22 protein-coding genes are annotated in these 21,918 nt (G+C 70.2%); 11 read left to right on the forward strand and 11 right to left on the reverse strand.

The annotated features are described in order from the left end of the window. Positions 1 to 3: 3 nt before the first annotated feature. Complete coding sequence (locus ACV7GQ_RS12755) at positions 4 to 1,203, reverse strand: halocyanin domain-containing protein (RefSeq protein WP_470310614.1); 1,200 nt, start codon at positions 1,201 to 1,203, stop codon at positions 4 to 6. A gap of 159 nt (positions 1,204 to 1,362) precedes the next feature. On the opposite strand from ACV7GQ_RS12755, the gene ACV7GQ_RS12760 reads away from it, so the two are divergent. The 7 genes from ACV7GQ_RS12760 to ACV7GQ_RS12790 are packed head-to-tail and all read left to right on the forward strand — an operon-like array spanning position 1,363 to position 7,272. Then, on the forward strand, positions 1,363 to 1,539 hold the full coding sequence (locus ACV7GQ_RS12760) for a DUF8131 family protein (RefSeq protein WP_470310615.1): 177 nt from the start codon (positions 1,363 to 1,365) through the stop codon (positions 1,537 to 1,539). A gap of 1 nt (position 1,540) precedes the next feature. Continuing rightward, positions 1,541 to 2,314, forward strand: coding sequence for a sulfite exporter TauE/SafE family protein (locus ACV7GQ_RS12765; protein WP_470310616.1), 774 nt, complete (start codon positions 1,541 to 1,543; stop codon positions 2,312 to 2,314). A 1-nt stretch (position 2,315) separates the two neighbouring features. After that, a complete protein-coding gene (locus ACV7GQ_RS12770) occupies positions 2,316 to 4,688 on the forward strand; it encodes a heavy metal translocating P-type ATPase (protein WP_470310617.1) in 2,373 nt (790 codons plus the stop codon). A 53-nt stretch (positions 4,689 to 4,741) separates the two neighbouring features. Beyond that, positions 4,742 to 5,266 (forward strand): peptide-methionine (S)-S-oxide reductase MsrA, encoded by a 525-nt coding sequence (gene msrA / locus ACV7GQ_RS12775; RefSeq protein ID WP_470310618.1) that lies wholly within the window; start codon positions 4,742 to 4,744, stop codon positions 5,264 to 5,266. Beyond that, positions 5,263 to 5,685, forward strand: coding sequence for an acyl-CoA thioesterase (locus tag ACV7GQ_RS12780; RefSeq protein WP_470310619.1), 423 nt, complete (start codon positions 5,263 to 5,265; stop codon positions 5,683 to 5,685). Before msrA ends, ACV7GQ_RS12780 begins: the two co-directional genes overlap by 4 nt. Continuing rightward, positions 5,685 to 6,614, forward strand: a complete 930-nt coding sequence (locus ACV7GQ_RS12785; protein WP_470310620.1) for a VOC family protein — start codon at positions 5,685 to 5,687, stop codon at positions 6,612 to 6,614. The genes ACV7GQ_RS12780 and ACV7GQ_RS12785 overlap by 1 nt, the downstream gene beginning before the upstream one ends. A 4-nt stretch (positions 6,615 to 6,618) precedes the next feature. Then, on the forward strand, positions 6,619 to 7,272 hold the full coding sequence (locus tag ACV7GQ_RS12790; protein ID WP_470310621.1) for an alpha/beta hydrolase: 654 nt from the start codon (positions 6,619 to 6,621) through the stop codon (positions 7,270 to 7,272). Here the strand turns inward: ACV7GQ_RS12790 and ACV7GQ_RS12795 are convergent. Further along, positions 7,267 to 8,454, reverse strand: a complete 1,188-nt coding sequence (locus ACV7GQ_RS12795) for a cation:proton antiporter (RefSeq protein ID WP_470310622.1) — start codon at positions 8,452 to 8,454, stop codon at positions 7,267 to 7,269. The two genes, ACV7GQ_RS12790 and ACV7GQ_RS12795, sit on opposite strands and share 6 nt — an antisense overlap. A 3-nt stretch (positions 8,455 to 8,457) precedes the next feature. Next, positions 8,458 to 8,931 (reverse strand): cation:proton antiporter regulatory subunit, encoded by a 474-nt coding sequence (locus ACV7GQ_RS12800; RefSeq protein ID WP_470310623.1) that lies wholly within the window; start codon positions 8,929 to 8,931, stop codon positions 8,458 to 8,460. Between the two features lie 258 nt (positions 8,932 to 9,189). On the opposite strand from ACV7GQ_RS12800, the gene ACV7GQ_RS12805 reads away from it, so the two are divergent. Beyond that, positions 9,190 to 10,458, forward strand: coding sequence for a right-handed parallel beta-helix repeat-containing protein (locus ACV7GQ_RS12805; RefSeq protein WP_470310624.1), 1,269 nt, complete (start codon positions 9,190 to 9,192; stop codon positions 10,456 to 10,458). A gap of 35 nt (positions 10,459 to 10,493) precedes the next feature. Here the strand turns inward: ACV7GQ_RS12805 and ACV7GQ_RS12810 are convergent, their stop codons facing one another. The 5 genes from ACV7GQ_RS12810 to ACV7GQ_RS12830 form a co-directional block, all read right to left on the reverse strand. Then, positions 10,494 to 10,640 (reverse strand): DUF1328 family protein, encoded by a 147-nt coding sequence (locus ACV7GQ_RS12810; RefSeq protein WP_470313166.1) that lies wholly within the window; start codon positions 10,638 to 10,640, stop codon positions 10,494 to 10,496. Between the two features lie 213 nt (positions 10,641 to 10,853). Further along, positions 10,854 to 11,897: an NAD(P)/FAD-dependent oxidoreductase gene (locus tag ACV7GQ_RS12815; RefSeq protein WP_470310625.1), complete on the reverse strand. Its 1,044-nt coding sequence runs from the start codon at positions 11,895 to 11,897 to the stop codon at positions 10,854 to 10,856. A 131-nt stretch (positions 11,898 to 12,028) separates the two neighbouring features. Beyond that, positions 12,029 to 14,470 carry a DUF2309 domain-containing protein gene (locus ACV7GQ_RS12820; protein WP_470310626.1) on the reverse strand — a complete coding sequence of 814 codons (2,442 nt, stop codon included), beginning with the start codon at positions 14,468 to 14,470 and terminating at the stop codon, positions 12,029 to 12,031. Next, positions 14,460 to 15,947: a proton-conducting transporter transmembrane domain-containing protein gene (locus tag ACV7GQ_RS12825; protein WP_470310627.1), complete on the reverse strand. Its 1,488-nt coding sequence runs from the start codon at positions 15,945 to 15,947 to the stop codon at positions 14,460 to 14,462. The genes ACV7GQ_RS12820 and ACV7GQ_RS12825 overlap by 11 nt, the downstream gene beginning before the upstream one ends. Positions 15,948 to 16,401: 454 nt before the next feature. Then, positions 16,402 to 16,863, reverse strand: a complete 462-nt coding sequence (locus tag ACV7GQ_RS12830; protein WP_470310628.1) for an Lrp/AsnC family transcriptional regulator — start codon at positions 16,861 to 16,863, stop codon at positions 16,402 to 16,404. A 151-nt stretch (positions 16,864 to 17,014) separates the two neighbouring features. Here ACV7GQ_RS12830 and ACV7GQ_RS12835 point away from each other — a divergent pair, with 151 nt between their 5' ends. Beyond that, entirely contained in the window at positions 17,015 to 17,923 is a 909-nt protein-coding gene (locus ACV7GQ_RS12835; protein ID WP_470310629.1) for a serine/threonine-protein kinase RIO2, read from the forward strand. A gap of 219 nt (positions 17,924 to 18,142) precedes the next feature. Then, positions 18,143 to 18,463 carry a cupin domain-containing protein gene (locus ACV7GQ_RS12840; RefSeq protein ID WP_470310630.1) on the forward strand — a complete coding sequence of 107 codons (321 nt, stop codon included), beginning with the start codon at positions 18,143 to 18,145 and terminating at the stop codon, positions 18,461 to 18,463. Positions 18,464 to 18,934: 471 nt separating this feature from the next. On the opposite strand, the gene ACV7GQ_RS12845 is transcribed toward ACV7GQ_RS12840, so the two are convergent. Together ACV7GQ_RS12845 and ACV7GQ_RS12850 are read right to left on the reverse strand one after the other, a co-directional pair. Further along, positions 18,935 to 19,654, reverse strand: a complete 720-nt coding sequence (locus ACV7GQ_RS12845; protein WP_470310631.1) for a DUF4396 domain-containing protein — start codon at positions 19,652 to 19,654, stop codon at positions 18,935 to 18,937. 177 nt (positions 19,655 to 19,831) lie between these two features. Then, a complete protein-coding gene (locus ACV7GQ_RS12850) occupies positions 19,832 to 20,272 on the reverse strand; it encodes a hypothetical protein (RefSeq protein ID WP_470310632.1) in 441 nt (146 codons plus the stop codon). An 82-nt stretch (positions 20,273 to 20,354) separates the two neighbouring features. On the opposite strand from ACV7GQ_RS12850, the gene ACV7GQ_RS12855 reads away from it, so the two are divergent. Beyond that, positions 20,355 to 20,780, forward strand: coding sequence for an NUDIX hydrolase (locus ACV7GQ_RS12855; protein ID WP_470310633.1), 426 nt, complete (start codon positions 20,355 to 20,357; stop codon positions 20,778 to 20,780). Here the strand turns inward: ACV7GQ_RS12855 and ACV7GQ_RS12860 are convergent. Beyond that, positions 20,777 to 21,841 carry a GNAT family N-acetyltransferase gene (locus tag ACV7GQ_RS12860; protein ID WP_470310634.1) on the reverse strand — a complete coding sequence of 355 codons (1,065 nt, stop codon included), beginning with the start codon at positions 21,839 to 21,841 and terminating at the stop codon, positions 20,777 to 20,779. The genes ACV7GQ_RS12855 and ACV7GQ_RS12860 overlap by 4 nt on opposite strands. Positions 21,842 to 21,918 lie beyond the last annotated feature (77 nt).

Consider the following 21,918-nt stretch of genomic DNA (forward strand, 5'->3'; position numbering starts at 1 on the left):
GGATCACCCGATGACCGAGACGCGGCCGAGGAACTCGACGAAGTACATGAACACCCACAGCAGGGCGATGAGCACGAAGTAGAACGCGACGAGCGCCGCCGTCCCCTTCGGGTCGTACTCGTCGTGGCCGAGTTCGGTTTCCGGTTCCGCTTCCGTTGCCTCCTCGACGGGTACCGTCCCGTCCGGGCCGACGCGGTCCTGCGGTGGCCGCGTCGACTCGCGGTGACGCATCGCCGCCGCGTACAGCAGCGGCGTGAAGAACGCGAAGAGGACCGAGCCGCTGAGGAGCCACCGCGGGCCCGAGACGGGCAGGCGCTGACTCCCACCGCCACCACCGCCACCGCTCCCGCCGGGCGGCCCGCCGACGACGACGGCCCCTTTCATCCCGAGCGAGAGGTGCGGTTCGCAGACGTACTTGTAGATGCCCGTCTCCTCGAAGGTGTAGCTGTACGTGGTTCCGGCCTCGGAAACCGGGTCACCCGAGTCGAGGGGGCCGTCGCCGTCCGAGACGACGTTGTGGCCGCCGCCGTCACCCGTCCAGGTGAACACGACCTCCGTGCCCGGCGAGACCCGGACCGCCGGTGGGTCGAAGGCGAACGCGCCGTTGTTCCCCTGTGCGCCGACGGCGACCTCGACGCTGTCCTGGCCGGTGCGGTCGACCGTCTCGCCCTCGAAGTTCGAGACGTCGTCGAACCAGCCACCGTAGTCGGGGTTCGCCGGCGGCCCCTGAGCGGTGCCGCCGCCGCTGCCGCCACTGCCGCCGCCGGGTCTGACGACGACGGCGCCTTTCATCCCGAGCCCGGCGTGTGGCTCGCAGACGTACTTGTAGATGCCCTCGCTCTCGAAGGTGTAGCTGTAGGTCGCACCCTGCTCGGAGACGAGTTCGCCCGAGTCCAGCGGCCCGTCGCCGTCCGAGACGACGTTGTGGCCGCCGCCCTCGCCCGTCCACGTCCAGACGACCTCCGTGCCAGGGCTGACCATCACCGCCGCCGGCGAGAAGGCGAACGCGCCGTTGTTCCCCTGGGCGCCGACGGCTATCTCGACGCTGTCCTGTCCCCGTTTGTCGACGGTCCCGTCGTAGTTCGAGACGTCGTCGAACCAGCCGCCGTAGTCGGGCTCTTCCTGTGCTGTCGCCGTGCCGACCGCGCCCAGTGCGGCCCCGGCGGCCGCGGTCCGGACGAACTCGCGGCGTCCGAGCGTCATCGGTGCCCCTCCAGAACCGTGCGAGGCAGTATCTGCGTTGTATCGGTTCCACTACCCATGTTCGTGGCCACAGCGGAACGTCCCAAAAAGGCGACACCGGCTTTTCAGTGGGCAGGAACTGCCGACGGTTTTTATGCTCCCTCAATCGTACGGCCGACCATGTCCACGTCCAGCCCGCGACTCGTCACAGTGCTCGCGCTCCTCGGGCTCGCGCCCGTGGCGTACTACCTGCTGGGGACCGGTCGGACGATAGTGGCGCTCTCGCTGGTCAGCGTCGTCCTCATCGCCGGGAGCCTCCTCCTGATGACCGGCCCGCACGAGGGACAGGCCGCCTGAGATGGCCCCCGTCACGGCCGGTCTGAGCGCCGGCGAGACGGCCGGACTGGCGGCCTTCGCCGGTCTCGGTCTCCTCGGGAGCGTCCACTGTCTGGGGATGTGTGGCCCGCTGGTGACGACCTACGCCGACCGCCTCGACACCGGGGGCCCGGTCTCCGCGCACGAGATCCGCCAGCAGGCGCTGTTCAACGTCGGCCGCGCCGTGAGCTACACGCTGTTGGGGGCGGCGTTCGGTGCCGCCGGGGGCCTGCTGTACGACGCCGCCGGCCTCGCGCGAGTGGCGACCACCGTCCGCGGCGTCGTCGGCGTCCTCGTGGGCCTGTTCGTCCTCGCCGTCGGCGTGGGCTACCTGACGCGGGGCCAGGCCACCGACGTGGCCGCCTCGCTGCCGGTCGTCGGGGACGTGTTCCAGCTCGTCTCGGCGGCGCTGGTCGCGCGACTCGACGCCCTCGTGGACGGCCCCGGGATGGTCGCGCTGGGCGCGATGCACGGCCTGTTGCCCTGTCCGCTGCTCTATCCGGCGTTCCTCTACGCCTTCGCGACGGGGTCGGCCGCGACCGGCGCGCTCTCGCTGGCGGCGCTGGGGGTCGGCACCGTCCCGCTGGTGTTCGCCTACGGCACCGCCTTCGGGTCGCTGTCGCCGGGCCGCCGGTCGTCGCTCCACCGCGCCCTCGGCGCCGTCTTCCTCATCCTCGCACTCGTCCCGCTCGCCAACGGACTGGCGGCGTTCGGCGTCGCCGTCCCGAGACCACCGCTGCCGATGCCGTGGACCTGACATGACCGACTGCACCCTCTGTGGCCTCGCGACGACGTCGCCCGTCACCGACAGCGGTGTCGACGGTGCCTTCTGCTGTCGCGGGTGTCTGGAGGTCGCCCGGACGCTCGACGACCCCGACGGGGAGACGGTCGAGGACGTCGACAGCGGCCCGGACCCAGCGACGGTCGACGGCGAGACGGCCTTCCTCGCCGTCGACGGGATGCACTGTGCGACCTGCGAGACGTTCCTCGAGGCCCGGGCGACCGACCGCGAGGGCGTCGCCGCGGCGGCCGCCAGTTACGCCACCGGGACGATGAAGCTCACCTACGACCCCGAGGTGGTCGCGGAGGAGGACCTGCCCGACGTGGTGGCCGGCACCGGCTACGAGGCGGGGTTCCGGACGACTGACCGCGAGGACGACCACGAACTGGCGGGCCGCCTCGTCGTCGGCGGCTTCTTCGGCATGATGACTATGCTGTGGTACGTCCTCTTCCTCTACCCGGCCTACCTCGGCGTCGACCCGGAACTGCTGTTGCTCGACCCGAGCGGACCGGCCGGCGACTACCTGCTGTGGAACATGGCGGTGATGACCGCCGTCGTCGTCGGCTACACGGGGTGGCCGCTCCTGCGGGGCGCGTACGTCAGCCTGCGGGCCGGCCGGCCGAATATGGACCTGCTGGTGGCGATGGCCGCGACGACGGCCTTCGCCTACAGCGTCGTCGCCGTCGGCCTCGGCGAGACGGAGGTGTACTTCGACGTGGCGACGGTCATCGTGCTCGCGGTGTCGGTCGGCGACTACTATCAGGACCGGGTGCGACGGGCGGCGGCCGGTCGGCTGACCGACCTCACGGCCCAGCGCGCCGACGCGGCCCGCCGCCGGACCGCCGCGGGCACCGAGACGGTCGACCTCGCGGCGCTGGACCCCGGCGACGAGGTGGTCGTCAAGTCCGGCGAACGGGTGCCGGTCGACGGCCGGGTCGTCGAGGGCACCGGGGCCGTCGACGAGTCGCTGGTCACCGGGGAGTCCCTCCCCGTCCGGAGGACCGAGGGCGACGAGGTCGTCGGCGGCGCGATGGTCACCGAGGGCGCACTCGTCGTCGAAGTCGGCCCCAACGCCGAGAGCACGGTCGACCGCCTCACCGAACTGCTGTGGACCGTCCAGAGCGACCGGGGCGGCGTCCAGCGACTCGTCGACCGTATCGCGGCCGTCTTCGTCCCGCTGGTGGTCGCGCTGGCCGGCCTGGCTCTCGTCGGTCACCTCCTCGCGGGCACGGGCGCGACCGACGCCCTGCTGACCGGCCTCGCGGTGCTGGTGGTCTCCTGTCCCTGCGCGCTGGGGCTGGCGACGCCGCTCGCGACCGCCGCGGGGGTCAAGACGGCCCTGGAGGAGGGCATCGTCGTCACCGACGGCGCCGTGTTCGAGACGGCCACCGACGTCGACGTCGTCGCCCTCGACAAGACGGGGACGCTGACGACCGGCGAGGTGACGCTGCTGGCCCGCCCCGACGACGAGGTGCTGCGTCGCGCCGCGGCCGTCGAACAGTTCGCGGACCACCCGCTGGCGACGGCCGTGACCGACGCGGCGCCGCCCCCGGACGCTGCCGTCGACGGGTTCGAGCGCCACCCCGGTCGCGGCGTCAGCGCCAGCGTCGACGGCGACCGAGTCGTGGTCGGGACGCCCCCGCTCCTCCGGGACCGCGACCTCTCGGTCCCCGCCGACCTGCAAGCGCGGTGTGACGAGGCCCGAGCGGACGGCCACGTCCCCGCGCTGGTCGGGTGGGACGGGCGCGCCCGCGGCGTCGTCGTCGGCGGGGACCGACCCCGCGACGCGTGGGAGTCGGTCGTCACCGCCCTCTCGGCCGAGCACGAGGTCGTCGTCATCACCGGTGACAGCCCCGAGGCCGCGGCACCGTTCCGCGACCACGACGCGGTCGACGAGGTGTTCGCCGGCGTCCCGCCGGAGGCGAAGGCCGAGGTAGTCGAGCGGTTGCAGTCGCGGGGGACCGTGGCCATGGTCGGCGACGGCACCAACGACGCCCCGGCACTGGGGTCGGCCGACCTCGGTATCTCGCTGGCGTCGGGGACGAAACTCGCCGCCGACGCGGCCGACGCCGTCGTGACGACCGACGACCTCCGGGCGGTCCCCCGCGTGTTCGACCTGACCGCGGCGACCCGCCGGCGCATCCGGGAGAACCTCGCGTGGGCGTTCTGCTACAACGCCGTCGCGCTGCCGCTGGCACTGCTGGGCCTGCTGAACCCGCTGTTCGCGGCGGTGGCGATGACCGCGAGCAGTCTGCTCGTCGTCGGGAACTCCGGTCGGTCGCTGGGCGGGAGCTCGATTGACGACGCCGCCGGGACGGTGGGCCCGACCGCGACGCCGGACGCCGACTGAGCGGCGTCGACACCGGCCGTCTCCTTTTGTGCCTGCCGCGCCTACTGCTGGTGATGACCGAGCAAGCGACCTTCGCCGGCGGCTGTTTCTGGTGTACCGAGTCGGTGTTCAAGCAGGTGAACGGGGTCGATGACGTGGTGTCGGGCTACGCCGGCGGCCACGTCGAGAACCCCTCCTACGAGGCGGTCTGTCGCGAGGAGACGGGCCACGCCGAGTGCGTCCAGCTAACCTTCGACCCCGACGTCGTGAGCTACGAGGACCTCCTCGCGGTGTTCTTCACGACCCACAACCCGACGACGCTGAATCGGCAGGGCAACGACGTTGGCACCCAGTATCGCTCTGCGGTCTTCTACCACGACGACGCTCAGCGGGCGACCGTCGAGGCGTTCATCGAGGAGATCCAGCCGGGCTACGACGACGACATCGTCACCGAGGTCGAACCGCTGGAGACGTTCTACCCCGCCGAGGAGTACCACCAGGACTACTTCGAGAAGAACCCGAACCAGGCCTACTGCCAGATGACCATCCCGCCGAAGATAGAGAAGTTGAAGCAGAAGCACGCGGAGTTGCTGGCATGAGCTTCGAGTTCACGACGACGGTGGACGTCCGCTACGACGATCTGGACACCTACGGTCACGTCAACAACGTCCGCTACGGCACCTATCTGGAGGAGGCCCGCATCGACTACCTCGCGGAGGTCGTCGCCCGCGGCGACCGGTCGTACCTCTCGGCGGAGGGCGAGGGGACGGGCATCGTCATCGCGAACCTCGAACTCGACTACGAACGCCCCGTTCGGTCGGCCGAGAGCGTCTCGGTCGGCGTCCGGGTCCCCCGGCTCGGCACCAAGAGCTTCCCGTTCGAGTACGAGGTCCGCGACGGCGACGCGGTCGCGGCCACGGGCGAGACGACGGTCGTCACCTACGACCGCGAGGCCGAGGCGCCACAGGAGATTCCCGACGACTGGCGCGAGGCCATCACCCAGTTCGAAGGGCTCTGATGCTCTCGGACACGCCGGGCATCCACCACGTCTCGGCCATGGGCGGCGACCCACAGCGCAACGCGGAGTTCTACGTCACGGGACTGGGGCTCCGACCGCTGGTACGGACGGTCAACTTCGAGGACAAGTTCACCCACCACCTCTACTACGGCGACGACGCGGGCCGGCCCGGGTCCGTGGTGACGTTCTTCGCGTCGCCGGGTCAGCCGGCGGGTCGCACCGGCCGCCCCGGCATCCGGTCGGTCCTGCTGGCCGTCCCCGACGGGACGCTGTCGTACTGGGCCGACCGCCTCGACGCCCACGGGGCCGACGTCGACGACCCACTGACCCGGTTCGACGAGCAGGTCCTGCCCGTCCGTGACCCCGACGGGACCCACGTCGACCTCGTCGCCGACGGCGACCACGGCGTCCCGGTGCAGTCGGGGCCGGTGCCCGAGAGCCGGGCGGTTCGGGGCGTCCGCGGGGTCACCCTCCGGTCGCGAAGTCCGTACGTGACCGCGAGCCTCCTCGACACGTTCGGGTTCGAACTCGCCGCCGAGACGGCCGACGCCGTCCGGTACCGCGTCGACGGGCGCGGGTCGACGGTCGACATCCTGAAAGACGACGCCCCGTTCGGCCGGGAGGGCGCGGGGTCGATCCACCACGTCGCCGTCAGCGTCGACAGCGAGGCCCACCTCCACGAGTGGCACGACCTGCTGCGAGACCGGGACTTCGACGTCTCGCGGGTCAAGGACCGGCACTTCTTCCACTCGCTGTACGTCCGGGACCCCGGCGGCATCCTGTTCGAACTGGCGACCGAACGCCCGGGACTGGGCGTCAGTCCCGACGACGATGCGCCGGCCGACACGCTCCGTCTCCCGCCGTGGCTGGAGGAGGACCGCGAGATGATAGACTCACAACTCCCGCCGCTGTCGATGCCCGAGTGGTGACCCGATGAGCGACGCCGACCCGCACGCCGGACAGGACATCGTCACGGCGGGCGCGCCACCCCAGGCCGCCGAGACGGCAGTCGTCATGCTCCACGGCCGCGGCGACTCGGCGCGGCACTTCCTCAGACTCGCCGACGAGTTCCACCACCACGGCGCGCTGTACCTCGCGCCGGAGGCGGCCGGCAAGGCGTGGTTCCCGGGCCCCGCCGACGCCCCACACGAGCGGCGGGAGCCGTGGCTCTCCTCGGCGGTCGCACTGGTGGGTCGCACGCTCGACCGGGCGGCCGACGCCGGCGTCGCCCCCGAGCGCACCGTCTTCGTCGGCTTCTCGCAGGGCGCGAGTGTCGCCGGGGCGTACGTCACCTCCGAGCCGGCCCGGTACGGCGGGCTGGCGATGCTCGCGGGCGGCCTCCTCGGCCCGGACCCGGTCGCCGACGCCACCGAGTCGGGGTCGCTGGAGGGAACGCCGGTCTTCGTCGGGTGTGGCGACGAGGACCCCTACGTCTCGCCGGACCGCGTGCGCGCGACGGCCGCGGCGTTCCGCGAGATGGACGCCGACGTGACCGACCGGGTGTACGAGGGACTGGGCCACGCCATCACCGACGACGAGATAGCGGCCGTCGACGCCCTCGTGGCGGCCGTCGCCGACGACTCATAGCCCCGCCAACCGACGCCTGAACCCCGCGATGTCGTCGGCGCGGTGGAGCAGAACGCTCCCGACGACGCTGGTCAGGAGGACGTAGCCGACGGTGAAGGCCGGAATCGTCTCCGAGAGCGTCGGCGTCGTCCCGGCCGTCGTGAGGAACGCGGCGATGACCAGCGAGAACTCCCCGCGCGGCGTCAGCGCCGCACCCATCCGGACCGCGCCGTCGGCGTCCAGCCCGAACGCGCGCCCGGCGTAGTAGCCGCTGCCGAGTTGCCCCGCGAGCGTCACCGCGCCCGCGCCGAGGACGAACGGCGTGACGTCGACGACCACACGGGGGTCCGTCTGGACTCCGACCCAGAGGAAGAACACGACGGCGAAGACGTCCCGGACCGGTGCGAGGTACCGCTCGGCCTCGGCGGTCAGGTCGGCGTTCTGGAACAGGCCGCCGGCGAGGAAGGCGGCGACGGCCTCGCTGGTCCGGGTGAGCGCCCCGAGTCCGGCGACGAGAGCCGCGACGCCGAGGGCGGCGACGACGAACAGGTCCCCCCGGAGCGGCCGCAGCGTCCGACCCAGACGGTCGGCACCGCGGAGCGTCACGGCGGCGACGACCACCAGGAAGACGACGCCGACGGCGAGCGAGCGGGCGAGGTCGACCCCGCTCCCGCCGGCGACCAGCCCCGAGAGCACCGCGAACAACAGCGCCGTCACGACGTCCTCGACGACGATGACGCCGAAGATGGCGTCGGCGGTCCGGGACCCCAGCCACCCGGCGTCGACGACCGACTTCGCGATGATGACCGTCGAGGAGTTGAACACGACGAGCGCGAGGAACCCCGCCTCCAGCGGCGTGAACCCCACGGCGAGGCCGACGAGGAAGCCCAGCGGGAGGCTGACGCCCACGTCGACGCCCCCGGCCAGCGCGAACGCCCGGCGCTCGGCCAGCAGTTCGGCGACGCTCAGCTCCAGCCCCACGAAGAACAACAGGAGGACGACGCCCAGCGCCGCCGGCAGCGAGAGCAACGTCGGGAGGGCGACGCCGACGGTCTCGGCCCCGAGACCGACGCCGAAGGGGCCGAGCGCCACGCCGGCGAGGATGTACGTCGGGATGACCGACTGGCCGATACGCTGTGCGGCGAGGGCGAGCGCGACCAGTCCCAGCAGTACCGCTCCGGCGACGAGCAACGGGTTCGCCACGACTCAGTCGAGGAGCGCAGCCAGTTTCGCGTGGGCCTCGTCCGTGCCGACGGTGACCAGAACGTCCCCGGCCTCGACGCGCGTCTGCGCGTCGGGGCTCGATATCGTCCGCTCGCCGCGCTGGACCGCCAGGACGAGGACGCCGGTGTCGCTCCGAATGGCGCTCTCGCCGAGCGTCCGCCCGGCGACCGGGTCGTCCGGCCCGACCTCGACCCAGCGGATGCGCGCGTCCTCGAGGGCGTGGTCGATGTCGTCCGGTGCCGGTTCGAAGTACGTGCCGTCGTATATCTCGGCGAGCTTCCGCGCCTGTCCCTCGGTGAGCGAGAAGAGCCGCTCGCTGTCCTCACCTTCGGCCTCGCGCCAGTACGTCTCGCGGCTGCCGTCGTTACGGAGGAGCACCGTCAACCGCCCGCCGTCGGGGAACGACACCGCGTAGCGACGCCCGACGCCCGGGAGGTCCGTCTCGTAAACGCGCATGTGGGTGTGTCGTCGGCTACCTACTTCGGTGTTCGTGTCGGCGGAGCGTCACCGTGGGTGCTGACGCCGCCCGTGGGACCGGATGCGTAGGAATTGGTGCCCGGAGCCGCCGGACCGACGACCGGTTTAACGGCGCTTTTACCCCATCTTACGTGACAGATAGTTACAGGACCGCGAGCGGTTGTCAGAGAAGGCATGAGACTACGGATACCAGTACTGTTAGGCGTTCTCGTTCTCGCACCGGTGGTCGCGACGCCGGTGGTAGACGCACAGACGCAGGCGTCCGGTCCGACCGCGATTACCGAGTGTCGGACCATCACCGAACCGGGGCGGTACGTCGTCACGCGCGACCTCACCAGAGACGCACTGACCGACAGGCCCTGTCTCCGCGTGCGCGCGAGCGACGTCGTCGTCGACGGGCAGGGTCACAGCGTCGACGTCGCCCGTCTGGCGAACGCGGTCAACGTCGGCAGCGAGGACCGACGGCTCTCGAACGTGACCGTCAGAGCTCTCGATGCCGACGATTACTACGAGGCGTCGGCCATCGCTGTCGACGACGTCGACGGCGTCACCGTCAGGAACGTCACGGCGTCGGACAACAGGGTCGGCGTCTCGGTGACCGACTCGACGGGCGTCCGCATCGAGTCGAGCGGGTTCTACGGCGCCGGTGCCTTCGGTGCGACGACGACGCCATCGACGAGTGGCGTCGCCCTCTTGAACACCACGGACACCGTGATAGTCGACAACAGGTTCGGCCAGTTCACGCGCGGGACCGCGGTCAGCGTCGACCACGGGGCCGCGAACACGACGGTCGCCAACAACAGCATCCGTGGCTGCGTCGAGTGCGACAAGTCCTCCCGGCCCGAGTGGAACGATGGGAATGCGGCCGTCGGAACGGGCGTGGAGGTGGCCTGGTCGACCGGGACGACGGTCGTGAACAACTCCATCTCGCAGCACACCAACGGCGTCGTCGTCGGCGGAGACGCGACCGACACGGTGGTGGAGCACAACCGAATCACCTACGCGCGGACCGGCGTGCTCGTCGCGACGACCGGCCCGACCGACGGCGGCGACGCCGACCGGCGGACGCTCGTCGCGAACAACACGCTCCGGACGAACGCCGTCGGGCTGCAGGCCGCCTCGACGCACGTGCCGCTGGTGGTCCGCCACAACGTCGTCACCGAGAACGACGTGGGACTGTTCCTGCCCGAGGCCAGTATCTGTCCGCCCGACGCCGGCGGGACCGAGCGCACGACGGTCCGCCGGAACGCCGTCGTGAACAACACGCTGTGGGCCGTCAACAACGAGCGGGCGGCCACGCTGAACGCGACGGACAACTACTGGGGGGCCGCCGGCGGCCCGTCGAGCGCGAACGACACGGACGCCCCGTTCGCCGATCCGGTGACCGGGACGCTCGCGGACGGGCAGGGCGGCGCCGTCTCGGAGTCCCCGACGACGGCGGGCGAGTCCAACGTCCACTTCGACCCGTGGCTGAACGAGTCGGCAGTCGAGGCCGGGGCGTCGTAGGGTTCGTCCGTCCGCCGACCGCTCCGTCGCCGCGGTTACACCAGGAGCGACAGCACCGCCAGCACGAGGAAGGCGAGGACGAGCCACTTCGCCAGGGTCATCGACAGGCCCGCGACGCCGCGGGCGCCGACGAGGCCGGCCACGACGGCGAGCACGAAGAACCCGACGGCGAGTTCGAGTATCGCCACGCTACCGCCGCCTCCGTACCGGGAGGTGGCTAGCGGGACTGTGCAAGGCACGGTCGGAGCCGGTCGGCGGTGAGTCGGTCATGCGACACCCGGAGTACGCCGCGGGGCGCCGAGTCGGGCCGCGTTGCAAGTGCAAGGTCGGCCGACCGTGCCGTCGCTCACGGAGCGTCCGACGACGGTCCGCCCGCCTCGCCCCCATGGACGAGGTCACAGCGCGTAGCTCAGCCGCTCGCCGGTGTCGAGGCCGTTCCGGACGGCGGCGTGGAGCCGCGCCTCGCCGGCGACCCAGTCGCCGACGCAGTACAGCCCCTGCTGTTCGGCGCTATCGACGGGGCCACCGGCGACGGCGCCCTCCGTGAGGGCGTACCGCCAGCCCTGCTGGTCCGTCCAGTCCGGGTCGGTCAGTCTGTCGTCGCCGACGACGTCCGCCGTCGCCGCCGCCAGCGCCCGGACGTTCTCGGCCGCGGGCGCGTCGTAGTTGTCGACCGACCACTCGTGGTTGGCCTGCACGACCAGCAGGCTCTCGCCGTCCGGGACGTGCCCGGGTTTGCACTCCTCGCGGGACACCCAGCCGACCTCGTGTTCCTTGTCGGTGTTCACCAGCGCGTAGTAGGGCCGGTCGAGCTCGAACGGGTAGTGCAACACGGCGGTCCAGATAGTCCGGTAGTCGACAACCCCAGCGGCGTCGGCGAGCGCGCGCCGTGCCGGGTCGTCCCACGACGCCTCGCGCACCAGCGCCGCCGTCTGTGGGGCGGGCGGGTTCATCACGAGGGCGTCAAACGGCCCCCACGTCTCGCCGGCCCCGTCGACCAGCTCCCACTGCTCGTCGCCGGGCAGCCGTCGGAGTTGCTCGACGCGCGTCCGTCGATGGACCGTCGCGTCGGTCCGGTCGAACAGCCGTTTCGCGAGCTGGGTCAGACCCGCCTCGTAGCTCCACTTGTGGTCGTCGGCGTCGCGGCCCTCGCTGACCCGTCCGTCGCTGTCGAAGGTGTACACCGGGCCCGCCGTATCGACCAGCCCGGCGGTGTCGAGCGTCTCTCGGACCAGTTCGGTCACGCGGGGGTCGTCGTCCTTGAGGTAGTTCGCCCCGTAGTCGTAGGTGCAGTCCCCCTTCCGTCTGGTCGCCGCCCGTCCGCAGACGCCCCCGGACTTCTCCAGAACCGTGACGTCGGCCGCCGGCACCGTACCGTCGACCACGTAACTGAGCGCCGCTGCTGCCGCACCCGCCCCGACGACACCGACTCGTGGCATACCGCCGTGTAGGTCGTCGACGAGTGTGAATCCCTCGCCGTCGGCAGGGCGACTGGAGCGCGTCTCGAGAAGACAACTGCGAACGGGTCGCGTCGGGACGGACGGCGGTCGCCGAGCCGTGAAAGGGCGGCTCAGTCGTCCGCGACCGTCGGCGCGGTCGACTCCGTCGCGTCGACGGCGGGGCTCTCGGACATCGGCGTCCACGCCAGCTCGCCCTCGTAGTGGAACGCGCGGTGGTCCTGCGTGGGGTCGACGACGGTCAGCGAGAGCCAGCCGTTGTCGAGCAGGTCGGTGAGCTCCTCGTGGTCGGCCAGCACGTCGGTGACGCGGTCGACCGGCGCGTGGATCACCGTCGAGAGGCGCAGGGGCTGGTGGTGCGGGTCGTCGTCGGCAGCCAGCACGGACTGCAGCGGGAGGCCGGTCATCAGGTCGCCGCCGTTGCCCTGGTAGACGCCGACGTTGCCGACCGGGTTGTGGGTGACCTTCGACCCGCTCCCGAAGGCAGCGGTGTCGACGGTGGCGAAGTAGTACTGGTTGTTTATCCACTGGGTGACCACCATCGGACCGGTCATGATGGCCGCCAGCGCGTCGCCGTCGGGGTCGGTCGACCAGTCGTAGGAGTGGAGGAACGCGCGCCCGTCGAGGTCGGTGCCCTCGGTGAGGTCGCGGGGACCGACGACGAACCCGGCGTTGCCGGCGAGGCCCCACTCGGGACGGGTCTCCGCCCAGTCGGCGGCGCGGCGCTCCGTCTCGCGCACGCCCGCCTCCTCGGCGCCCATGGTGGTGGCGCGCTCGGCGGCCGCCCCCTCGCGGGCCGTCTCGAGGTCCGCGCGGAGCTGTTCGAGGTCCGCATGGTGGCTCTCGGGGACCTCGTCGGCGTAGAGGGTCACCTCGTCGGTCGTGGTGTTGTGCTCGCCGGCGAGGAAGACGGTGTCCTCGGGGACGTCGAACCCGCGCTCGCGGAGCTCCTCGAGGACGGCGTCGTCGTTGCAGATGGCGGCGAGGACGCGTGCGCTCGGTCCGCCGGGGTTGCCGGCACAGGCGCCACAGTCCAGGCTCGAATCGAACGGGTTGTTCGCCGTCTCGCTGGCGTGGCCCGTGAACACGACGAGGCGGGCGAACTCCTCCCAGCCCATCAGGTCGAATGCCGTCGCGGCGTACTCGACCTTCTCCTCGAGGGTGAGTCCTTCGCGGAGCTCGTGGACGCCGTCGGGGTTGTAGTCCACGCCGGGGGCGCAGAACTCGTGCTCGTCGGGGGTGCGGTCGTCGGCGGCGTCGATGAGACCGGCGGCGCGGGCCGGCGCGAGCGTGCGGGCCGCCAGCGCGGCGCCGTAGCCGCTCCCGGCCGTCTCGACGAAGCTGAACGCCGTCGCGGCGTTCTTCTTGAGCGACGCGAGGAGGTCCCCGCCCGCGTCGAGCGTCGCCGACCAGCGGTCGTGGTCGGCCTGTGCGTCGTCGGCGCCCTTCGTCGGGCGGTCGACGACGTGGTGCTGGGCGTCGACGATGGGCGGGCAGGCGTCGACAGCCACGTCGGCGTCGTAGCCCTCGTAGCGCATCGGGACGCCGAAGAAGCCGGCGTAGCCGTGCGTATCGTAGTCGCCCGTGGTTTCGAGGTGGCGGCGGAGTATCTCCGAGCGGGTGTCGATACAGAAGACGAGTTGGGCGTCCGGACGGCCGCCGTCGTCGGCCTCGGCGCGGGACTCGCTGGCGTCGCTGACGGCGCCGACCAGCTCCTCGCGGTAGCTGGCCTCCCACGCGGTCAGCCAGCACTCGCGAAGCGGGACGTCCTCGGTCTCGCCGACCGGGTCGACGGTGCGGGTGGTGCCCGGGGCGTCGAGCGGGTCGATGGGCGCGCCGACCAGGTCGGCGAGCGCCAGGCGGGCCGCCAGATAGCCCTCGAGCGTGACGGGGAACTCCGACTGCCAGTCGCCGCCGTCGGCCGCGCGCTGCTTGACGTAGCCCGTCCAGCCCGGCAGGGCCGTCAGGTGGTGTTCGAAGACGTCCGGCAGGCGGTCGGCCGGGTGGTCCGCGAGGAGGTGTCCGAGCGCGTCGACCGGGTCGGCGGGCAGGTCGGCGATCGCCCCGGCGTCGGGAATCTCGCCGTCGTGGCGAGCCACGGCGTGGAACGCGCCGTAGAACCCCTGCTCGCGGTTCGGCATCGACCACTGGGCCTGTCCCTGGTCGAGGAACGACGACAGCCACTTCGTCAGGAGGCGGTCCACCTCGTCCTCGACGGTCTGTTCGTCGTCGGCCTCCTCGGCCCCGTCGGTCGACGCCGCGGTCATCCGCTCCAGCGATGTCTCCGGGTCCGTGTCGTAGCCGTGGTCGGCGAGTTCGGCGCGCAGGACCTGCGGGTCTATCTGGCCGGCCGCCCAGGCCTGGCGGAACACCTCGGGGCTCGGGTAGCCGTCGGCGTCGAACAGGTCCGCGGCCTCGGAGACGGCCTCGTGGAACGGCTGGTCCTCGAAGCCCGAGAGCGGGTTGGCCGTCACGAAGGAGTGGAGCGGCCAGGCGTCTCCGACCGCGGTCGCGGCCTGTTCGATGCTGTCGTGAATCTGGGTCTCAGTACTCATTGTAGTCCTCCTTGGCAGTCAGAACGGTGTCAGCGGGGGGTTGGCTCAGGTTCAGGAGCGCCACGTACAGGCGCTGGCTGTACTGGTACGCGCCGCATTCGATGGCGACGTAGACGGCGAGGAAGGCGGCCGCGACGACGCCGTGGACGAGCGTCAGGTCGGTGGGGGCCGTGACGACCGGCACGTCCACCAGCAGAGTTCTGACGAGGTTGTACGTGAGCGCGTAGACGGCTATCGCCGGCAGGAACACGAGCGGCACGGCCCCGTACCGGACCGTGGCCGGCAGGTCGGTCTTCGCGAGGGCCGTGCGGGTGGCGTGTAGCGTCGTCAGCACGACCAGCCCCGCGAGCAGGAGGCCGCTGTCGAAGTGGGTCCCCTTGCCGGTGAGGACGGCGAAGACGGCACCGCCCGCGAGCGCCGACAGGATGGCGACGCCGGCGCCGAGGACGCCGGTCGACGTCGCGTCGGCCTCGCCCGGCGCGGTCTGTTCGACCTGACTCCCCGTCGAGAGGAACTGGTAGGCCTTGTAGAACCCGTGCAGGATGAGGTGGGTGAGCGCCGCGCCGAAGAAGCCGAGCCCGGCCTGCATTATCATGAATCCCATCTGGCCGACCGTCGAGCAGCCCAGTTGGCGCTTGACGTCGGACTGGACGGTCTTGAGGAGCTTCCCCAGCAGGGCGCTCGTCGCGCCGACGACCAGCACCACGAGCATGAACTGCGCGTCGGCGGTGACCACCGGGGCGAACCGGAGCAGCAGGACGCCGCCCGCGTTGACGAAGCCGGCGTGCATCAGCGCCGACGCCGGCGTGGGGGCGGTCATCGAGGAGAGCAGCCACGTGTGGAACGGCACCAGTGCGGACTGCATCATCGCGGCCAGCAGGAGCGCCGCCGCCGCGACCAGCCACGCCGTCTGCGGGACGGTGTCGGCGGCGGCCACGATACCGGAGACGGTGGTCGCTCCCGTCGACAGCCACAGCGTCACGAGCGCGACGGTCAGCAGGGCGCCGCTCGCGAGGAAGTAGCGGCGGGCGAGGGCGGCCGCGGCCTGTGCCTGCGGCCAGCCACGGACGTGACCTATCAGGTCGGCCATCACGAGGCCCATCGCCACCCACGCGGCGGCGAACAGCGCGACGTGGTCGGCCGCGACCAGCACCATCACGGCCACCGTGAACGCGAACACGCCGCCGAAGAAGCGGTCGATGGTCCGGCTCCCGGCCATGTAGCGGCGCGAGTAGCTGTGGACGATACCGCTGAAGAAGGTGACGACCACCCACATGACGGCGGTCAGCCCGTCGACGGCCGCCACGCCGGGCAGCGTCCACGCGCCGTCGACCGTGAGTCGGGCGGCGAGGACGCCGAGGCTCGCGACACACAGCGCCCACACGACGACCGTGAGTGTCCGGGGCACCGGCGACGTCGCGTCCGTGTCCGTGTTCGGAAGCTGTCCGACCGCCGTCGTCTGCTGTTGTTCCGTCATCGTTTGTTCCGTGTCGACCGGTCGCCGCCACCGCGGACGTCTGGTCCGCGTCGCACGGCACCGGTCGCCTTCACCCACCATTACGAACAAACTGGTTATTAAAGTCTTCTATTCTACCAGAACGTTCTCGATATTGCGGATTATAGAACATTATGATTACGCAGATGAAGGCGGCCGGGTTCGGGCCACGGCCGCTGCGGGTCAGACCGTGTAACGGCCGACGGCGAGAGGAGCGAAAACTGGCGACGTAGCGCCACTCCATGACGATATCGACGATAGCAGTTGCGCGCGTTCTGGAGGGCCCGCGCGTGCGACGTGTGACTACCCACGCCGGGATGGGCTCCCGACCGAACAGGACCTACCGGACACTCTGAGAACGAAGCGGTCGTACTGATGGTGTATTTCGACCAGATTGTGAGCGAGCGTGCGGTCGGGACGAAGTGGACGCCGCGGACTACTCGGACGTGAACTCGCCGAACGGGGTCGTCTCGTGGCTGCGGACGAGCACTTCGTCGGCGACGGTCAGCCCCATGTCGAGCAGTTTCTGTGCGACCGGCGTGATGTCGCTGTCCGTCTCGCCGACGACGGTGACGAGCAGGTTCTGCTCGCCCGTGACCAGCTCCTGGACGGAGACGACGCCGTCTATGTCGAGGATCTCGGGGATGAGATCGCCGCGCTCGGGTATCGAGGCGGTGCAGAACAGCAGCATGCGGAGTGGATACCCCGACTGCTGGTAGTCGACCTCGGCGCTGTATCCCTTGATGACCCCGTCGGACTCGAGACGCTGGATTCGCTTGCGGACCGTGCTGTCGGACGTGCCGGTCCGGTCGGCGATGTCGCCCGACGACGTGTTTCGAGCGTCCTCCTGGAGCGCGTGGAGGATCTGTCGGTCCACTTCGTCGATGTCGTCGCCCATACAAGTTCGTCCCGCGGTGGCGACAAAGGTACTTCGGCTCCCGGCGTACTTCGTGGCGGCACAGTGTGATTCGATATAGCGTTATTTGATTTACCCACGTGAGACGCCCGACGCGTCGAACTTTTACGAGTCGGGCGATTATGAGCCGCTAATGGTCCAGAACGTCGCCTCTGTGATGCCGGAGCTGGAGCCGGAGGACTTCCACCTGCTCTCCGGCGTCGAGCAGGGGATGCGGTTCTCCGAGTACGTCAACCGCGAGAAGCTCACGGAGTTCTCCCGCCTGTCCGCCGAGAACGTCGACTACCGGCTGGACCGCTGTGAGGACCGGGAACTCGTCGAGCGAAAGACCATCCAGTACGAGGGGTTCAAACTCACCTTCGAGGGGTACGACGCGCTCGCGTTGCACACCTTCGTCGAGCGAGACACGATCGAGGGGTTCGGCGCGCCGCTTGGCGTCGGCAAGGAGAGCGACGTCTACGAAGTGCAGTCCTACAAGCCCATGGCCCTGAAGTACCACCGCGAGGGGTACACCAACTTCCGCGAGGTGATGCGCGAGCGGGACTACACCTCCGACCGGGACCACGTCTCGTGGCTCTACACCGCCCGGAAGGCCGCCGAGCGGGAGTACGAGGCCCTGGAGACGCTGTATCCCGACGTCTCGGTCCCCCAGCCCATCGATACGAACCGCCACGCCATCGTGATGGAGAAGGTCGACGGCGTCGAGCTCTCCCGTACCGGCCTCGAACCCGAGCAGGTGGTGCCGATACTCGAGCTCGTTCTGGACGAGATGCAGACCGCCTACGGGGAGGGGTTCGTCCACGCGGACATGAGCGAGTACAACGTCTTCGTCACGACCCAAGGGGTCGTCGTCTTCGACTGGCCACAGGCGGTGCCGACCGACCACGAGAACGCGCGTGACCTGTTGGCACGCGACGTGGACAACATCGTGAGCTACTTCCAGCGGAAGTACCCCGCGGAGGTCGGCGACGTGGACGTCGAGTCGATCGCCGATGCACTGGCGACCGACTCGTTCGACGCGCTGAGCGAGCACGTCGACTGAGCACGGTTTTCCCGTTTTGCTGGTGTTCCCGCGACGAGCGACGGCCCTGAGTGGCGTTCGCCGGCTGACTTGTAAACTATATGTTGCTATATCAAATTTCCAGTCCGGCGCCTACCCCCATCTTGAGTCAGCGGCAGAGGAGGAGGGCTGAGCCGACGGTTCTCGGCCATCACGCGGAGAGAGCCAACGGCTAAGTTCGCGCGGGCCGACGGTCCGGCCATGACGCTCGAACTACTCGGCAACTTCGACGCCGACCCGGCGGCCGGGAACGTCGTCGACGGCGAACTGGCCGTGACAGACGACGTCCTCGTCAAGGCCTTCGCCCTCGGCCCGGGCGGACGCATCGAACCGCACGAACACGACGGCGCGACCAACGTCTTCCACGTCGTCGAGGGGACGGTGACCGTCCAGCGGGACGACGAATCGGAGACGGTGACCGCACCCGGTGTCGTCCTCAACGAGCGCGGACAGGTCCACGGTGCACACAACGAGAGTGACGAGCGAGCGGTGCTGACCGCGAGCCTCTGTCCGTTGCCCTGAATCGAGTCGCGCCCACGCGACGGCCGTTCCGGCAGAAGGCGCCGCCACCCTCGTGTACTGTTGCCCGAACGAGTCTGCGTAGCGGCGACTGCGTGGCCGTCGCCGACGCCGCGACCCCCTGATCAGGTCCGGAGAAGGGGGAGTTCCGAACTTACTCGCAGGTCGTCCGCGACCGGCGTGGCACACTCCGTGGACACCGTTGTTCCGGATGCTGCTGGGCGTTCGCTGTCGTCCTGAGACGGCTGCAACGGTGAGGCGAGCGGAATCGGCCGGCCGGACGTGCCACGGGACGGCCCGTCGGCTACGTCGAGTCAGCTGCGGCACGGCCAATCGGCCAGAAGCTGGAAGGCGACGTGGACGAGTGACTGCGGGAGCGGCGTCAGTACGGGTCCGGGGTTCGAACCAACAGAATCGCACTGGCGCGGTACCGCGGCCGTAGAGGTAAACGGCTGCGCGCTATATGGAATCGGGTCAGCTGGCCGAACCCTGACCCATCTCCGCGGGGTTCTGCATCCCCTCTTTGACGCCGACGCTGACCAGGGCGAGATTGACGGGGAACGCCGCGAGGAAGCCCAGCGACAGCGACAGCACCAGCGCCAGCCAGAACAGCACGTCGGTGATGTGGGCTTCCGCCGCGACGAAGAGGTCCGCCCCGATAGCGACGACTTCCATGACCGTGATGGAGGGCGTCTCGCTGTACAGCGCGTCGCGCATCGCGGTCCAGAACTCGACGCCCTCCTGCATCAACGGCCCGACGGTGAGCGCGTACCCGAAGGTGTACGCGAAGCCGAACGTGACGGCGGCGACCCACCCGACGGTGAGGCCGAGCAGGCCCTGAGCGAGCAGGATACCCACGACTTCGCCGGCCCCACAGCCGGAGTAGCAGTGGGCTGTCGACCGGAGGCCACGGCGCCACAGCGAGTCGCCGCTAATCTGGGTGCGACCGGCGTACCAGTAGACGGCCAGCCCGAAGGGGCCGGAGTAGAGGACGACGAGCGACCAGACACCTTTCATCATCGACGGCAGGGCGCGGTTGTTGGCGCTGATGTCCCACCACAGGACACCGACCGACGCGACGGCGACGAGCGCCCAGACGAGCAGCACGCGCGGGTCCGAGAGGACGGGCTGGAGCGTCGCCCGAACTGGTTTAGCGGCCTGTGCGAGCTGGGTGAGCAGTCCCTGTTGGAGCATGATGCGTACGAGCGTCGTGCGGGCGTCGCCGTTACTTGGGCTGGACGACTCTATGCCGTTGCGGTTAGCGTTCCAAAGGCGCGACTGGCGAACGAGCTGCCGTTCCAGTAGAGCAGTTCCGAGAGCGGTCCACAGGGGCCGGAACCGACCGGGTTCGGAATCCAAACCGCTCGTCGATCACCAGCTCTCGCGTAGGTTCTCGACCGGGTTCGCCTCGTCCGTCTCCACCATGTCGGCGTAGAGGTCGGCCACGACGTGGACGTACAGCGTGACGCCGACGACGAGCGCCCAGTAGGGGGCCGAGGCCAGCCACAGTCCCCCGACGGCGACGCCGGCCAGGAGGACGTGGCTGAGCAGTCGCTGGAACTTCGAGAGGTCCGCCGTCTCGAAGATGTCGTCCTGCCCGGTGAACGCGAGGCGCGGGTTCCGGAGGACCCGGCGGGTACTCTCGGCCGACCCGGTGTTGAGATACGCGACGAGGAAGTGGTCGAAGTCGATACCGACACCGAGAGCGACGGCGACGGCGACGACCACGGCAGGGTGGACCGGCGGCGTGGTCAGGAGGACGAGAGCGAGGCCGGCGAGGACGGAGAGAATCGCGTGGTCGCGGGAGTACATCGTCGGACGTTCACCCCGCAAGGTAATGAACGCTGGCCGTGGGGACCGGTAGACTGACACTCCCCTCTCGCAATCGGGACGTATGGACGAGCAGTTCCTCGAAGCGACAGTGAGCGTCCGCGGGGTCGTCTGCCGGCCCGACGGGCGGGTCCTCACCATCCGTCGGGCGAGCGACGGCGGGTGGGAACTGCCGGGTGGACGGATTCGGGACGGCGAGGCCGTGACGGACTGCCTCCGGCGCGAGGTCGAGGAGGAGACCGGGCTAGCGGTCGCGGTCCACGACCCGGTCCACACGGTCACCTGGCACAACGAGGCCGGTGACGGCCGGCTCGCGGTGTACTACCACTGCACGACCGAGCGTGCGGACGTCGTACTGAGCCACGAACACACCGGGTTCGAGTGGCTTCCGGAGGTTGATGCCTCCGAGCGGCTGAGCGAGCCCCAGACGACCGCGACGAGTCGGGCACTCGCCCGGGGTGAGTCGAGGCCCGCGGAACGTGTCGACTAGTCGCCGGGTCGGCGGCCAAATGCGCGCCCGAACAGGTGCGCGACGACGCGGTCACTCCCGAGAAGGTAGAGGACCCGACCGACGAGCGAGGCGACCCGTTCCCACCGCACCGTCGGGACCGCGCGCCCACCGAACTCCGTCTTGAACGAGAACGTACCGTCCGCGAAGTCCGGCGTCGTCTCGCCGAAGTTGCAGGTCCCGTACCCCGCGTCGATGCCCCACTGGATGGCCGCCCGGTAGAGCACCTCCGAGGGGAACTGCTGGAAGTTCGACGGGTCGTAGGCCGGAAAGAGCAGGGACAGACAGTCACGTTCGTCGTCACGGACCGCGAGCAGTTCACCGGCCGGGGCACCGTCCCCGCCAGTCGCCCGGAACAGCACGAGACGGTCACCGATGGTCGCCAGTAGCGCCCGCAGGAACGCCGGCGAGGCGCCGTCGCCGTCAAGGCGGTGCATGTGCTCGGCGTGGCGTGCCGCGAAGCTGTCGATACTGTCGGCCGTGACCGGCACGTTCGTCGCGGTGACGCCGGCATCGTCCGCTTTCCGGAGGTTCCGGCGTTTCTTCTGGGAGAGGTCGGCGGCGACGGCGTCCCACGGCCGGTCGGTGTCGAGGACGAACTGGCAGTCACGCACCGACGGGAAGTAGCCCCGGTCGCGCAGTCGGCTGGCGTATCGCAGCGAGTCGCCCCCGGCGGGCCTGAGCAGGTGCCCGATGGTCCGTCCACCCGTCAGCGTGGCCAGCTCGTCGGCGATGGCGTCGAAGACGGCGGCCTCGTCCGTGGCAATCATCGCCCCGTTGCAGCCCGGTTTCGCCGGCCCGAGAAACCGGAACGGCGTCCCCGGGAGCGAGCGGACGAACGCCGGGTGGACGCCGACGAGCGTCCCGTTCGCGCGGACCTGCACGTGCCGAGCTGACGCGTCGGTCGCGTCCTCGTAGGCCTGCAGCCACTCGTACCGCTCGAAGACGCTCCCCGTGCGGGACTGCTGGGCGACGATAGCGTTCCACTCCCCCTGTTTGACCTCGGTGATAGAGCGGTGGACCGAAGTCGTGAGGTCGGTCATCCGGTAAGCGTTCGCGCGGGTACGTCCTAACTATATGCTTCGGCCGGAAGGCGCTCCGTTCCGTGGTAAGCAGCGCC

This window comes from Haloarcula sp. MBLA0163 (genome assembly GCF_055632435.1).